The 14078-nt window shown below is 60.3% G+C and carries 14 protein-coding genes; 4 read left to right on the top strand and 10 right to left on the bottom strand.

What is annotated here, in order from left to right:
- Positions 1-65 precede the first annotated feature (65 nt).
- The gene (locus ABI546_RS07650; protein ID WP_348045698.1) at positions 66-1322 is read left to right on the top strand and encodes a sodium:proton antiporter; all 1257 of its coding nucleotides are present in this window, start codon (positions 66-68) and stop codon (positions 1320-1322) included.
- 91 nt (positions 1323-1413) lie between these two features.
- On the opposite strand, the gene guaA is transcribed toward ABI546_RS07650, so the two are convergent.
- Positions 1414-3033, bottom strand: a complete 1620-nt coding sequence (gene guaA / locus ABI546_RS07655; RefSeq protein ID WP_348045700.1) for a glutamine-hydrolyzing GMP synthase — start codon at positions 3031-3033, stop codon at positions 1414-1416.
- Positions 3034-3151: 118 nt separating this feature from the next.
- Entirely contained in the window at positions 3152-4621 is a 1470-nt protein-coding gene (gene guaB / locus ABI546_RS07660; RefSeq protein WP_348045702.1) for an IMP dehydrogenase, read from the bottom strand.
- A 165-nt stretch (positions 4622-4786) separates the two neighbouring features.
- Between guaB and ABI546_RS07665 the strand changes: the two genes are divergently transcribed.
- Positions 4787-5347 carry a DUF4124 domain-containing protein gene (locus ABI546_RS07665; protein WP_348045704.1) on the top strand — a complete coding sequence of 187 codons (561 nt, stop codon included), beginning with the start codon at positions 4787-4789 and terminating at the stop codon, positions 5345-5347.
- A gap of 43 nt (positions 5348-5390) precedes the next feature.
- Here the strand turns inward: ABI546_RS07665 and ABI546_RS07670 are convergent, their stop codons facing one another.
- Both ABI546_RS07670 and ABI546_RS07675 read right to left on the bottom strand, forming a co-directional pair.
- Positions 5391-5753 (bottom strand): RnfH family protein, encoded by a 363-nt coding sequence (locus ABI546_RS07670; protein WP_348045706.1) that lies wholly within the window; start codon positions 5751-5753, stop codon positions 5391-5393.
- A complete protein-coding gene (locus ABI546_RS07675) occupies positions 5740-6186 on the bottom strand; it encodes a type II toxin-antitoxin system RatA family toxin (protein ID WP_348045726.1) in 447 nt (148 codons plus the stop codon). The genes ABI546_RS07670 and ABI546_RS07675 overlap by 14 nt, the downstream gene beginning before the upstream one ends.
- Before the next feature lie 79 nt (positions 6187-6265).
- On the opposite strand from ABI546_RS07675, the gene smpB reads away from it, so the two are divergent.
- On the top strand, positions 6266-6799 hold the full coding sequence (gene smpB, locus ABI546_RS07680) for an SsrA-binding protein SmpB (RefSeq protein ID WP_348045708.1): 534 nt from the start codon (positions 6266-6268) through the stop codon (positions 6797-6799).
- 131 nt (positions 6800-6930) lie between these two features.
- The gene (locus ABI546_RS07685) at positions 6931-7305 is read left to right on the top strand and encodes a hypothetical protein (RefSeq protein WP_348045710.1); all 375 of its coding nucleotides are present in this window, start codon (positions 6931-6933) and stop codon (positions 7303-7305) included.
- A gap of 10 nt (positions 7306-7315) precedes the next feature.
- Here the strand turns inward: ABI546_RS07685 and ABI546_RS07690 are convergent, their stop codons facing one another.
- The 6 genes from ABI546_RS07690 to infB all read right to left on the bottom strand — a co-directional run.
- On the bottom strand, positions 7316-8431 hold the full coding sequence (locus ABI546_RS07690) for an enoyl-CoA hydratase/isomerase family protein (protein WP_348045712.1): 1116 nt from the start codon (positions 8429-8431) through the stop codon (positions 7316-7318).
- The gene (locus ABI546_RS07695; RefSeq protein WP_348045714.1) at positions 8428-9303 is read right to left on the bottom strand and encodes a DMT family transporter; all 876 of its coding nucleotides are present in this window, start codon (positions 9301-9303) and stop codon (positions 8428-8430) included. Before ABI546_RS07695 ends, ABI546_RS07690 begins: the two co-directional genes overlap by 4 nt.
- A 256-nt stretch (positions 9304-9559) precedes the next feature.
- The gene (gene typA, locus ABI546_RS07700) at positions 9560-11383 is read right to left on the bottom strand and encodes a translational GTPase TypA (protein WP_348045716.1); all 1824 of its coding nucleotides are present in this window, start codon (positions 11381-11383) and stop codon (positions 9560-9562) included.
- A gap of 34 nt (positions 11384-11417) precedes the next feature.
- Complete coding sequence (truB, locus tag ABI546_RS07705; protein WP_348045718.1) at positions 11418-12473, bottom strand: tRNA pseudouridine(55) synthase TruB; 1056 nt, start codon at positions 12471-12473, stop codon at positions 11418-11420.
- Positions 12474-12563: 90 nt separating this feature from the next.
- Positions 12564-12932, bottom strand: coding sequence for a 30S ribosome-binding factor RbfA (gene rbfA / locus ABI546_RS07710; RefSeq protein WP_348045720.1), 369 nt, complete (start codon positions 12930-12932; stop codon positions 12564-12566).
- 58 nt (positions 12933-12990) lie between these two features.
- Positions 12991-14078, bottom strand: a 1088-nt coding sequence (gene infB / locus ABI546_RS07715; RefSeq protein WP_348045722.1) for a translation initiation factor IF-2, incomplete at its 5' end; no start/stop codon positions are given.

Below are 14078 nucleotides of genomic sequence, written 5' to 3' on the forward strand. Positions count from 1 at the left end.
CGGTATATTCCTGACACCGTACTCATGACCCCGTTTCTGCAGTCCATCACCAAGGCCCGCTCCAGATGCTGAATATTGCCGCCATATGCCTGACGCTGACCGCGCTTTTAGCTTACCTGAACCATCGCTTTGTGCGGCTGCCCATGACAATCGGGGTCATGGTGATTGCGCTGATGCTATCGCTAGCAATAGTCGCGCTGGACGCGCTGGGGCTCGATCGGGGCTTGCGTCAATACGAAGAAGCGTTCATTCGCTCAATCGATTTCTCCGACGTGCTGATGCGCGGCATGCTTTCCCTGCTGCTCTTCGCCAGCGCGCTGCACGTTGACCTGAGTGCCCTGAAATCCTACCGATGGCAAGTCGGCGGCTTGGCCCTCGCGGGAACACTGGCCTCGACAATTGTCGTGGGGTTCGGGATGTGGCTGGCTTTGCCCTTGGTGGGGATAACCATGCCCCTGGTCTACTGCCTTCTGTTTGGTTCGCTCATCTCACCCACCGATCCCATCGCTGTGATGGGTATTCTCAAAACGGCCGGCGCTCCGCGCAACCTGGAACTGGTAATTGCGGGCGAGTCGCTGTTCAATGACGGCGTTGGCGTCGTACTTTTCGCCCTTCTTCTCGGAGTGGCCGTCAACGGCGCCTGGCCTACGACCGGCGAGGCGGCGGGCTTGTTGCTGCAAGAAGCAGGCGGCGGTATCGCATTCGGCCTCGTTCTCGGCTGGGTGACTTACCGGCTGCTCAAAAGCATTGACCAGTACCAGGTGGAGGTGCTGCTGACGTTGGCGGCGGTCATGGGGGGCTATACATTGGCGAACCACCTGCACGTCTCGGGACCGCTCGCGATGGTAGTTTGCGGATTGATGGTCGGCAACGCCGGCAGAGCGCTTGCGATGTCCGACGAAACGCGAAAGTACGTTGACATGTTCTGGGAACTCCTCGATGAGATCCTCAATGCCGTGCTCTTTGTTCTTATCGGCCTGGAAGTGGTGCTGATTGATTTCTCGATGCCGCTGGTGGCCGGCGGAGCCGTCGCTATTGCCATCACTTTGCTTGCCCGCTGGTTGACAGTAGGCCTTCCGGTCAAAGCGCTCGGAAGCCGGTACTTTCGCTTGCCGCCGGGCTCTCCCGGCGTGCTCACCTGGGGCGGATTGCGCGGCGGGATATCCGTCGCGCTGGCGTTATCGCTACCGGAAGTGGCGGCCTCCCCGTCGACACGTGCCAATGTTCTGGCGCTGACCTATTGCGTGGTCGTTTTCTCGGTTCTCGTGCAAGGCTTGACCATCGGGCGGTTCGTACGGCGAACGATGGCTCGAGAAAAATAAAAAAAACAACGCGTGTGTTTGACCACCGCCTTGTGACCACCGTTCGATCTGATCAGCATGAACCCCGCTGAAGGGCTCTGCTATTCTGCCCTCACTCCCACTCTATGGTTGCTGGCGGCTTGCTGCTGACGTCATAAGTGACGCGGTTGATGCCGCGCACCTCGTTAATGATGCGGCCCGACACCTTCTTGAGCAGCGCATAGGGCAGCTCGGCCCAATCAGCTGTCATGAAATCGCTGGTCTGCACGGCGCGCAGGGCCACCACATAGTCGTAGGTGCGGCCATCACCCATCACGCCTACGCTTTTCACCGGCAGGAACACCGTGAACGCCTGGCTGGTCAGGTCATACCAGGTCTTGCCGGTCTCGGCATCCTTGAAGTTGCGCAGCTCTTCGATGAAGATCGCGTCAGCGCGGCGCAGCAGGTCTGCATATTCTTTTTTGACTTCACCGAGGATGCGCACCCCCAGGCCGGGGCCAGGGAATGGATGACGGTAAACCATGTCGTGCGGCAAGCCCAGCGCGACGCCGAGTTCGCGGACTTCGTCCTTGAACAGCTCGCGCAGGGGCTCCAGCAGCTTCAGGCCCAGTTGCTCAGGCAGGCCGCCTACGTTGTGGTGGCTCTTGATGGTGACGGCTTTTTTGCTCTTGGCACCGCCGGATTCGATCACGTCGGGGTAGATCGTGCCCTGCGCCAGCCATTTGGCGCCCTTGTGACCGCCGTCGCCAGCCTTGAGCCGGGCAGCTTCGGCCTTGAACACCTCGACGAATTCGCGGCCGATGATCTTGCGCTTGGCTTCGGGTTCGCTAACGCCTGCCAGGTGCCCGAGGAACTGGTCGCTGGCATCGACGCGTATCACCTTGGCGTGCAGCTTGCCAACGAACATGTCCATGACCATATCGCCTTCGTTGAGGCGGAGCAGGCCGTGGTCAACGAACACGCAAGTCAATTGATCACCGATAGCGCGGTGGATCAACGCCGCAGCAACGGAGGAATCGACGCCGCCCGAGAGGCCCAGAATGACTTCCTCGCCGCCGACCTGCTGGCGGATTTTTTCCACGGCTTCCGTGATGTAGTCACCCATGACCCAGTCCTGACGGGTGCCGCAAATATCAAGCACGAAGCGCTTCAGGATGGCGTTGCCCTGCTTGGTGTGTGTGACTTCGGGGTGAAACTGCACGGCATAGAAACGGCGGTCTTCGTCGGCCATGCCGGCGATTGGACAGGAATCGGTCGAGGCCATGAGCTTGAAGCCCGGCGGCATTTCGGTGACCTTGTCGCCGTGGCTCATCCAGACGTCGAGCATGCCCCGACCTTCGGGCGTGGTGTAGTCGGCAATGTCCTTGAGGAGCGCCGTGTGACCACGAGCCCGCACGTCAGCCGAACCGAACTCACGCTTGTGGCCGCCTTCAACCTTGCCGCCAAGCTGATGCGCCATGGCCTGCATGCCGTAGCAGATGCCCAGCACCGGCAAGCCCAGTTCAAACACGGCTTGCGGCGCCTTGTCGGTGGTCTCTTCGTAAATGCTGGCATGGCTGCCAGAGAGAATCACGCCCTTGAGCGTACCGTCTTTGGCGTATTCGCGAATCCAGTCGTCGCTGACGTCGCAAGGATGGACCTCGCAGAACACATGGGCATCGCGCACGCGGCGGGCGATCAGCTGGGTGACCTGTGAGCCGAAATCGAGAATGAGGATTTTCTGGTGTTGCATTGAACTTACCAATTACTGCCCATGGCTTTAAAAGAAGATTCAATTTTCCGACGGGCCGCCCCTAGGAAAATTAGCCCCCTTGGGGGCAGCGCAGTACACGAAGTGACAAGCGTGAGGCTTAATCTGCCCGATAGTTCGGTGCTTCTTTGGTGATTTGCACGTCGTGGACATGGCTTTCACGAATGCCCGCGGAAGTGATCTCTACAAATTCGGCCTTGTCGCGCATGTCGTCGATGGTCGGGCAACCGCAGTAGCCCATGCTGGCCCGCAAGCCGCCGGCCATCTGAAACACGATGGCCACCATGGAGCCTTTGTAGGGAACCCGGCCTTCAATGCCCTCAGGAACCAGCTTGTCGGCATTCGGGTTGCCAGTGCTCGATTCCTGGAAGTAGCGGTCTGCACTGCCCTGCTGCATGGCACCAATGCTGCCCATGCCCCGGTAGCTTTTGTAGCTGCGGCCCTGGAACAAAATCACTTCGCCCGGGGCTTCTTCGGTGCCGGCGAACATGCCGCCCATCATCACGGTGTTGGCGCCCGCGGCAATTGCCTTGGCGATGTCACCGCTGTAGCGGATGCCACCGTCGCCGATCAGGGGAACGCTGGTGCCGCGTAAGGCGGTGGCGACGTTGTCGATGGCCATGATCTGCGGCACGCCGACGCCTGCAACGATACGGGTGGTGCAGATGCTGCCGGGGCCGATGCCGACCTTGACGCCGTCAGCGCCTGCCTCCACCAGCGCAAGCGCTGCCGCACCGGTGGCGATGTTGCCGCCAATGACGTCGATCTGCGGGTAGTTCTGTTTGACCCAGCGCACCCGGTCTATGACGCCTTTGCTGTGGCCGTGCGCGGTGTCCACCACAATCGCGTCCACACCGGCCTTTACCAAGGCCTCGACACGCTCTTCGGTGCCCTCACCCACCCCGACTGCAGCGCCCACGCGCAGCTTGCCGTGCGAATCACGCGCAGCATTGGGGAAGGTGGTCTGTTTGGTGATGTCCTTGACGGTGATCAGGCCCTTAAGCTCGAAATCGTCGTTAATCAGCAGCACACGTTCGAGGCGGTGCTTGTTCAGCAGGGCTTTGGCGTCGGCCAATGAAGCTGTTTCAGAAATGGTGATCAGGCGCTCGCGCGGTGTCATGATGGTGCTGACCGGCACATCCATGCGGGATTCGAAGCGCATGTCGCGCCCGGTGACAATGCCGACGACCTTGCCGCCGTCAATCACCGGAAAACCGGAAATACCGAGCTGCTCGCTGAGCGCCATGACCTGGCGCACGGTGTGCGTGGGAGTGATGACTACGGGGTCGCGCAGCACGCCGCTTTCGTAGCGCTTCACCTTGGCAACCTCGGCTGCCTGCTGCTGGGGCGTCAGGTTCTTATGAACAATGCCGATGCCGCCTTCCTGCGCAATGGCAATGGCCAGCCGGGCTTCAGTAACCGTGTCCATGGCCGCTGACACAAGCGGCAAATTCAGGCGGATATTTCGGGAAAACTGGGTGGAAAGTGAAGTGTCCTTGGGCAGGACCTGGGAGAACGCTGGCACCAACAATACGTCGTCGAAGGTGAGCGCTTTGCCGAGTAGGCGCATAGGGATAGCTCCAAAAACACGATTGTACCCTTGTCGTAAAGACCCGTCGGTACTTACCCCTAGCAGTCCTTTGCGCCTGTCGAATCTCTCTGCCAAAGGTTGTAAAAATGCCGCTTTACCCGTCAGCCGAAAGAAAACCGGACGACACAGCGCTACACTGACGAAATGCACTCCAAATCCGTTTTACGCCCCCTTCTTCTGGCCCTCGCCTGCGGGTCATTTGCCATGACGGCGTTCGCCCAATGGCAATGGATCGACAAAGACGGTCGCAAGGTTTACAGCGACCGCTCGCCACCTTCCGACATCCTGGAAAAAAACATTCTGAAGCGGCCCGGCGGAATGGCGCGAACGGCGGTCCCAGCTGAATCGGCGGCAAATACGGGCGATGCGGCGACTCCCGCGACCCCGGGTGCGTCGGCGGCGCCGGGTAAGGCCAGTGCGGCCAGCGCTCCTAAGTTGCTGTCCGGCAAAGACAAGGAGCTCGAGGCGAAGAAAAAGCAGGCTGACAACGAAGAAGCTGCCAAGAAAAAAGCCGAGGAAGAAAAACAAGCAAAAACCAAAGCCGACGCTTGCGACCGGGCCAAGCAGTATTTGGGTACTCTGCAATCTGGCGTGCGGATAGGCACGACCAACACCAAAGGCGAACGTGAGATCATGGATGATGCCAAACGCGCCGAAGAATCCAAGCGCGCCCAGGGTATCGCCGACGCAAGCTGCAGCAAATAATCGGGATGGCCCGCCAGTACAACCTGGCTTGCCACCTCCAGCCTTAGTAACCCGCCTTAGCGCCAGCCCGGACTTTGGCGAACAATCCAGCGCTTTTTGCGCCTTGCCGGTTAAACCGCTCGCGGCGCGCGACTTTTGGGTCCACCCGCAGGTTCCGATAAATCTCGACCCGGTCATGGTCGCCGAGCACATGGCCAAGCGTGGTTTTGCGGCCCCAGATACCGAGAACCGGTCGGCTGCTCTGCTGCAGATCGGGGAACTCAGCCAACACCCCGGCCGCTGCAAGCGCTTGTGCCACCGTGGTTCCCGCAGCCAGCTCCAGCACCCACTCACGGACCTGCCGAGGCGCCGGAGAATAGACCACGGTAATGCTGAACGGCGCGGCGCCGCCTTCAGGCTTCGCCATAGATCTCTTCAGCCCTTTTGACAAAAGCGTCCACCAGGCTTCCTGCAATTTTTTCAAAGACAGGGCCGACCAGCGCCGCCAGCGCCGCGTTGTCGAAGTCATAGCGCAAGGTGAAGTTCACTTTGCAGGCCCTTTCGTCTGCCTTGCCAACCGGGGAGAAATCCCAGTGGCCATCCAGCTTTGAAAAAGGGCCATCGACCAGTTTCAGGCTGACTTTGCGGTTTTTTTCGTGCATGTTACGGGTCGTGAAGCTTTGCGAGAGGCCCGCAAATGAAATGCCGACTTTCGCTGTCATGCCGTGGGCGTCTTCGTCGAGCACGGAAGCCTGATCGCACCACGGCAAAAACTCGGGGTATCTGGCAACGTCAGTGACCAACCCAAACATTTCGGCGGCGCTGTACCAAATTAAAACGGACTTGTGAACGGTTTTCATACAATCAGGGGCTGGGCGCAATTGTATTAGCCACGTCACAGGCACTGTACTTTTCAATTTTTGCCCTTATCTTTTATCCATGGCCACCAAAGAAGCATCCTCCTCCAAGAAATCGGCCGCAACGCCCTCTGCCAATCTGTCCCCCAAGGCCGCGGCAGCGGCCGTGCGCATTGCCGACAATAAAAAGGCGCTTTTCAACTACCAGATTGAAGAGCGCTTTGAAGCGGGCATGGTGCTGGAGGGCTGGGAGGTCAAGTCCCTGCGTGAAGGCAAGGTTCAGCTAACCGACGGCTATGTGGTGGTGCGAGGCGGGGAGCTTTTCATCATCGGCTGCCAGATCAACCCGCTGGGCACGGCTTCGACCCACGTGCGTCCTGACTCGGTGCGCACCAAGAAGCTCTTGATGCACAAGGAAGAGATCCGCCGCCTGATCGGCAAGGTCGAGCAAAAAGGCTTCACCCTGGTGCCGCTGAACATGCACTGGAAAGCCGGCAAGGTGAAGTGCGAGATCGGTTTGGCCAAGGGCAAGGGCGAACACGACAAGCGCGACACGATCAAAGACCGCGAAGGCAAACGCGAAGTTGAGCGCGCGATGAAGTCGCGCAGTCGCTAGGGCTTGTTCCAAAACGCGGCGTCCGCCGCTTGCCCTTCTCCGGAAATCGTGGAAGTATGTTTCGAGTAAGCCCGGATCCGCCGGTGTTTATGCTTGTGCAGCCATCCGCTGTTATTCACCGGAGCTTTTCCATGAAATTCCTGACGACCGCCTTGTTGACCGCCGCCCTGCTGGGCGGCTGCGCTTCCACGACATCAAAACATCCCGCCACCGTCGCCGATGGCGTGCTGGTCGGGCCCAACGGCATGACGCTTTACACCTTCGACCGCGACACCGCCGGTAGCGGCAAGTCGGCCTGTAATGGCCAATGTGCGGCCAACTGGCCGCCCCTGGTGCCCACCGCGACGGCCCAGCCGCTGGCCGACTACACCATCATCACCCGTGATGATGGCAGCCGGCAGTGGGCGATGAAGGGCAAGCCGCTGTACTACTGGGTCAAGGACGCCAAGCCCGGGGACAAGACCGGCGACAACGTCATGAATGCTTGGCGCGTTGCTCGTCCCTGAGCAAAACGACTCAGAGCTCGCGCAGGGGGTGCGTTTCAGCCGTCCAGGGGCTGGCAAAAAAAGCGTCGGCCATACCGGGCTTCACGTCCTCGATGCGCGCGGGGTTCCACCGGGGCTTGTAGTCCTTATCGACAGCCAGGGCACGTATGCCTTCGACGGTTTCGCTGGCCTCGCCCGCGCGCAGATGAAAACACTGGTAAACCATGTCGCGCTCCATGCGCAGGTCGTCGGCCAGCGTCATGCTGCGTGCGCGCCGGATCTGCTCCAGCGTGACGTGCAGCATCAGCGGTGACCGCTTGCGCAGCGTCGCAGCCGTTTTTAACGCCCAGGTGTCGGTAGATGCCTCCAGTGCATCAACGATATGTTTGACCCGCTGCAAGGAAAAATACGTATCAATAGGGGCTGTATCGACCACAGGACGAGCGCCACCAGCTATCAATTCAGTAGCAATCCATTCCTCCACCGCAGCCGTGGAAGTGAAAGTCCGGGCGCCCAGTGCCTCCCAAAGCGCCGGCAGGCGGGCGGCATCCAGCTTGACGTCGGCCAAACCGTAGCCGATCGCTTCGTCTGCACCGATCACCTCACCCGTAAGTGTCAGGTACTCGCCGACATGGCCCGGACAACGGCTCAGGAAATAACCGCCGCCGACGTCCGGAAACAAACCGATATTGGTCTCCGGCATCGCCATCTTGGTGTGATCGGTCACGATGCGCACGCGCGCGCCCTGGCTGATGCCCATGCCACCGCCCATCACCACGCCGTCCATGAAGGCGATGTAGGGCTTGGGATAGTTGTGAATCAGGTGATTGAGGGCGTATTCCTCGGTAAAAAAGTCTTCCAGCGACGCGTCGCCAGCCATCACGGCCTGGTGGAAGAAGCGGATATCGCCACCGGCGCAAAAACCACCGAAGCGGCTCTCTGGGGTGCCGGGCCGGCCGGCCTTGTTGGTGCCGCGGATTGCCACTACCTGCACCGACGCGTCATCGCGCCAGGCCAGCAAAGCGTTCGACAACTCGCGGATCATCGAGAGCGACAGCGCGTTCAGCGCCTTTGGACGGTTCAGGGTGATCAGCCCGGCATTGCCCCGCTGTTCAACCAGCACGTCGTGTTTGATTTCTTCGCTCATGCTCTCTGCCTCCACCCGACCAGTTCATTGACCACCAGCGCGCCGATCACCAGCGCGCCGCCGGTCAGCACGCTGGCCCCAGGCACTTCACCCGCGCCAAACCAGGCCAGCAAAATGCCAAAAATCACTTCCAGCAACGCCAGCAGCGCCACTTCAGGCGCCTTCAGGACCCCGGCGCACATCACCGACAGCACACAGGGAATCGCCAGCTGAACCAGGCCCAGCAAGGCCAGCAGGCCGATGTCATGCGCCGTGGCCGAAAAAGGAAAAGACAGCGGCAAGGTTGCCAGTGTCGAAATCACCGCACCCACCAGCACAGCTGGCACCAGGTCAATGTTCTTGCCATGCGCACGGCTGTGCTGCACCACCGTCCAGTTGCTCGCGCTGGCCAGCGGCACCATCAATGCCACCAGCGTTCCGCCCAGATGGCTGGAGAGGTCCATCTGCCCGCCGTACATCCACGCAATGCCCGCTCCGGCCATCGCAATGGCCAGCCAGGTGCGGCCGGGAATGCGGTGGCCGATAAAAGCGCGGGCCAGCAAAGCCGTGATGAAAGGGCTGACCGCCATGGTGACCAGCACATTGGCCACAGTGGTGAGCGTCAGTGCCACCATGAAGGCCGTGAACATCACGCTCCAGCAAAAGCCCGAAATCCAGAGTGCGGAGCCGCCGTTGCGGATCTTGGTGAATACCGCCCTGCCCTGCCACAAGGGCAGGATCACAAGCAGCGAGACCACCGTGAAAAAACTGCGCCAGAACGTGACCTCAAAGCTGCGTGCCGACTCCAGATGGCGCGTGACCACACCGGCAATCGACCACATCATGGTCACCAGGATCATCAGGAACACGGCTTTGGAATGTGTGAGTTTCATAAGCTTGCAATCAATTCAGGCTGATGGCGAACATAAAAGGCCGCTGTAGTTTGCACACACAGCGGCCCAGATTTTCAAACGATTCACCGCACTGCATGGCGCCACCCTCCCATACCGGCATGAGCTGCGGAACCGGCCTTGGCCTGTCCTGAGCTTGTCGAAGGGCCGGGCCGCATGGCGGGCGGCCCCTTTCGTGATGAAAGGGGCAGGGAGAAAGGCCGCAGGCCACACGCAGTGAGCGACCGTGGGGGCTCCGTTACCTTCCAGCGCGCTTGCGATCGCTCTCTTTGAGGTGGCGCTTGCGCAGGCGAACCGACTTGGGCGTGATCTCAACCAGCTCGTCGTCCTCAATGAACTCAACGCCGTATTCCAGTGTCAGCTCGATAGGTGGCGTGATCTTGATCGCATCTTCTTTGCCGGACACGCGGAAGTTGGTCAGCTGCTTGGTACGCGTGGCGTTAACCACCAGGTCGTTATCCCGGCTGTGGATGCCGACGATCATGCCTTCATACACCGGGTCATTGGCGCGCACAAACATGCGGCCGCGGTCATCCAGCTTGCCCAGGGCGTAGGTGAAAATTTCACCGTCGTCCATCGAAATCAGTACACCGTTCTTGCGGCCGCCGATATCACCTTTGTGCGCTTCGTAGCAGTCGAAAATATTGGCGATCAAGCCAGACCCACGGGTCAAGTTCAGGAATTCGTTGGTAAAACCAATCAGGCCACGCGCAGGAATGCGGTACTCAAGTCGTACACGGCCACGGCCGTCCGGCTCCATGTTCACCAGTTCGCCCTTGCGCTCGCCCAGTGCCTGCATCACGCCGCCCTGGTGCTGGTCTTCGATGTCGGCGGTGACCAGCTCGATAGGCTCGTGCTTTTCACCGTTGACTTCCTTCATCACGACGCGCGGCTTGGAAACCGCCATTTCGAAGCCTTCCCGGCGCATGTTTTCCAGCAGGATGGTCAGGTGCAACTCGCCGCGGCCCATGACTTCAAAAATGCCTTCTTCGTCGGTTTCGCTGACGCGCAACGCCACGTTGTGCTGCAGTTCTTTTTGCAGGCGGTCCCAGATCTGGCGGCTGGTGACGTACTTGCCTTCACGGCCGGCCAGCGGGCTGGTGTTGACGCAGAAGTTCATGGTCAGGGTCGGCTCATCGACCTTGAGCATGGGCAGCGGTGCGGGGTTGGTGGGGTCGGTAATCGTCACACCGATTCCGATGTCGGTCAGGCCATTGATCAGCACGATCTCGCCAGGGCCGGCTTCAGTGGCTTGCACGCGCTCCAGGCCCTGGAATGTCAGTACCTGGTTGATGCGGCCTTTGACAGCTTTGCCGTCCGGGCCTTCCATGACCACCACATCCATCATGGGCTTGATCGTGCCCTGGCTGATACGGCCAACGCCGATGCGGCCGACAAAGGTGGAGAAGTCGAGCGCGGAAATCTGCAGTTGCAGCGGCGCTGCCGGGTCGCCCTTTTGCGCAGGCACGTGCTTCAGGATGGTGTTGAAGAGCGCCGACATGTCGGGGCCCCACTGCTCGTTCGGCGGGCCTTCTTCGAGCGACGACCAGCCGTTGATGCCGGAGGCATACACCACCGGGAAATCGAGCTGCTCGTCGGTGGCGCCCAGTTTGTCGAACAGGTCGAAAGCGGCGTTGATGACCTTGTCGGGGTTGGCACCCGGCTTGTCGACCTTGTTGACCACCACGATGGGCTTGAGGCCCAAGGCCAAAGCCTTCTTGGTCACAAACCGCGTCTGGGGCATGGGGCCTTCCTGCGCATCAATCAACAGCACCACGCCGTCGACCATGGACAGTGCCCGTTCCACTTCACCGCCGAAGTCAGCGTGGCCCGGGGTGTCAACGATGTTGATGTGCGTGCCTTCCCAGGTCACGGCGCAGTTCTTGGCCAGGATGGTGATGCCGCGTTCTTTTTCGATGGCGTTGTTGTCCATCACGGTGTCGACCACTTTTTCGTGTTCGGCAAAGGTGCCGGACTGGCGCAGCAGCTGGTCAACCATGGTGGTTTTGCCATGGTCAACGTGGGCGATGATGGCGATATTGCGGATTTGTTTATGGCTCATGGTTGGCTTTCAGGAAGACTCGAATCGGTACGGGTTAATGTTGGAAAGAAGGAGCCGCAACGCTTGTGGGCGCGACAGCAAAATCGGGGGAAGAACGCTCAGCCAGCGTTCTGGCGGCTTGCAAAATATCCTGTATTTCAATCGGGCTCAGTAAGCGCTGCGGGATCAGTTCGTCGGCCGTGACATGGGCTGAGCCCAAGAACGCCGGCGGCTCGGTGCCATAGACCTGCACCAATGGCGTATCGGCGCCCCACTGCCCCGGCTCGCCCCGGCGGCGCAGGCCACTGAGGAAACGCCCCGCATTGTCGGCGTCCAATGTGACAGACGGATAGGCCGACACCAGTGATTGAGCCGGCAGCAGGCAGGCTTCGCGCTCGGGTTCGGTCATGGCTTCCAGCGCGGGCAAAGTCACACACTGCTGGGTTACATAGCCGCCAGTCTCCAGCCGCCTGAGCGAACCCAGATGCGCGCCGCAGCCGATCGCCTCGCCGATGTCTTCACCGAGCGCGCGAATGTACGTGCCCTTGCTGCAGGTTACTATGATTTTGATAGCTGCTTGCGCACGGTTGTCTTGGGTTACAGCCATATTTAGCTTGAAAATGGTGATGTGGCGAGCTTCCCGCTCTACCTCTTCACCCTTGCGGGCGTACTCATACAGCGCCTTGCCGTCTTTCTTGAGCGCCGAGTACATGGGCGGAACTTGCGCCTGTGGGCCCGTGAAGCGCGCGGTCAGCGCTTCCAGCAAAGCGGGCGTGATCTCGGGCACGGGCCGGGTTTCAATGACGTCGCCTTCGGCATCGGCCGTGGTGGTTTTCTGGCCCAGCAGCAGCACCGCCTCGTACGTCTTGTCGGCGTCGAGCTGAATCTGGCTGAACTTGGTGGCGGCACCAAAGCACAGCGGCAGCACGCCGGTAGCCAACGGGTCCAGCGTGCCGGTATGACCGGCCTTGTCGGCGCGCAGCAGCCATTTCGCCTTCTGCAAGGCCTGATTGCTCGACAGGCCCAGCGGCTTGTCGAGCAGCAGCACGCCGTGCACGGGACGTCGCTGGATTTTCTGGCCCTTTGAGGGGATTGGAGAGATTTGCGTCATAGTTTCCGACAGGCTCAGCGCACGGGCTGGCCCGGGCGCTTCGTTGGCACCGTTGTCCCTGAACCTGTCATCAAGGGAAACGGCGCGAACTCAGTCGTCTTGGGCGCGAGAAGAAACCGCCTTGGCAATTAAGGCGTTCATATCGGCCGCATGTTCGGTCGTGCGGTCGAAGTGGAAATGCAGCGTCGGCACGGTATGTGTCATCAGCCGCTTGAAGAGGCCGTTGCGCAAGAAACCGGCCGCCTGGTTGAGCGCTTCTTCGCACTCTTTCGGGTCGCCGACGAGCACACTGAAGAACACCTTGGCATGCGCATAGTCGGCCGTCACCTCGACGGCCTGCACGGTGACCATCCCGACCCGCGGGTCTTTGAGTTCGCGCGCGATCAGCTCCGTCAGATCGCGCTGGATCTGATCGGCGACGCGAAAACCGCGGTTGGGGGTGGATGATTTTTTACGCATGTCAAAAAGTGGTGAGGTCTGCGGAGACTGGCAGCGAGGGGCTGCCGGTCAGCCGGGATCAGACTTCCAGTGTCCGCGCCACTTCCCTGATTTCAAAGAACTCCAGGATGTCGCCAACCTGAATGTCGTTGTAGTTTTTGATGTTCAAGCCGCACTCGAAGCCTTCCTTGACTTCCTTTGCGTCGTCCTTGAAACGCTTGAGCGAGTCGAGTTCACCCGTGAAGATGACCACGTTTTCGCGCAGGAGGCGCAGGCGTGCGGTGCGGCGAACCACACCGGCAGTGACCATACAGCCGGCAATCGAGCCGATCTTGCTGACCTTGAACACCTGGCGAATCTCGGCGTTACCGATGACTTCTTCCTTCTTGTCAGGCGTCAGCATGCCGGACATGGCGGCGCGCAATTCGTCCACAGCGTCATAAATGATGTTGTAGTAACGAATGTCCACGCCGTTGTTTTCGGCTTGCTTGCGTGCCTGGGCGTCGGCACGGGTGTTGAACCCGATCACCACGGCCTTGGAGGCGATCGCCAGATTGACGTCGGACTCGGAAATACCGCCCACACCGGAATACACCAGCTGCACTTTGACCTCGTCGGTCGAGAGCTTGAGCAGCGACTGGGCCAGCGCTTCTTGCGAACCCTGCACATCGGCCTTGATGATGATGGGCAGCATCTTGACTTCGCCGGCGCCGATGTCGGAGAACATGTTCTCCAGTTTGGCGGCCTGCTGCTTGGCCAGCTTGGTGTTGCGGAATTTACCGGCGCGGTAGGTGGAGATTTCACGGGCGCGACGCTCGTCGAGCATCACCATGAATTCATCACCAGCCTGCGGCACTTCGGTCAGACCCTGGATTTCCACCGGGATCGACGGACCTGCGGTTTTGATCGGCTTGCCGTTTTCGTCGAGCATGGCGCGCACGCGGCCATAGGTCGAACCCGCCAGCACCACATCACCCGCCTTGAGCGTGCCAGCCTGGATCAGCACAGTCGCCACGGGTCCACGACCCTTGTCGAGACGGGCTTCAATCACCAGGCCCTTGGCCAGCGCATCTACCGGTGCCTTGAGTTCAAGCACTTCGGCCTGCAGCAGAACCTGTTCGAGCAAGGCATCGACACCGGCGCCGGTATGGGCCGAGACGCCGACAA

Origin of the sequence: Polaromonas sp. (assembly GCF_039932935.1) — a bacterium.
Lineage (GTDB): Bacteria > Pseudomonadota > Gammaproteobacteria > Burkholderiales > Burkholderiaceae_C > Polaromonas.

Coding starts and splice junctions, on each gene's coding strand:
- ABI546_RS07650 (WP_348045698.1), top strand. CDS start 66: ATGCTGAATATTGCCGCCATATGCCTGACGCTGACCGCGCTTTTAGCT.
- guaA (WP_348045700.1), bottom strand. CDS start 3,033: ATGCAACACCAGAAAATCCTCATTCTCGATTTCGGCTCACAGGTCACC.
- guaB (WP_348045702.1), bottom strand. CDS start 4,621: ATGCGCCTACTCGGCAAAGCGCTCACCTTCGACGACGTATTGTTGGTG.
- ABI546_RS07665 (WP_348045704.1), top strand. CDS start 4,787: ATGCACTCCAAATCCGTTTTACGCCCCCTTCTTCTGGCCCTCGCCTGC.
- ABI546_RS07670 (WP_348045706.1), bottom strand. CDS start 5,753: ATGGCGAAGCCTGAAGGCGGCGCCGCGCCGTTCAGCATTACCGTGGTC.
- ABI546_RS07675 (WP_348045726.1), bottom strand. CDS start 6,186: ATGAAAACCGTTCACAAGTCCGTTTTAATTTGGTACAGCGCCGCCGAA.
- smpB (WP_348045708.1), top strand. CDS start 6,266: ATGGCCACCAAAGAAGCATCCTCCTCCAAGAAATCGGCCGCAACGCCC.
- ABI546_RS07685 (WP_348045710.1), top strand. CDS start 6,931: ATGAAATTCCTGACGACCGCCTTGTTGACCGCCGCCCTGCTGGGCGGC.
- ABI546_RS07690 (WP_348045712.1), bottom strand. CDS start 8,431: ATGAGCGAAGAAATCAAACACGACGTGCTGGTTGAACAGCGGGGCAAT.
- ABI546_RS07695 (WP_348045714.1), bottom strand. CDS start 9,303: ATGAAACTCACACATTCCAAAGCCGTGTTCCTGATGATCCTGGTGACC.
- typA (WP_348045716.1), bottom strand. CDS start 11,383: ATGAGCCATAAACAAATCCGCAATATCGCCATCATCGCCCACGTTGAC.
- truB (WP_348045718.1), bottom strand. CDS start 12,473: ATGACGCAAATCTCTCCAATCCCCTCAAAGGGCCAGAAAATCCAGCGA.
- rbfA (WP_348045720.1), bottom strand. CDS start 12,932: ATGCGTAAAAAATCATCCACCCCCAACCGCGGTTTTCGCGTCGCCGAT.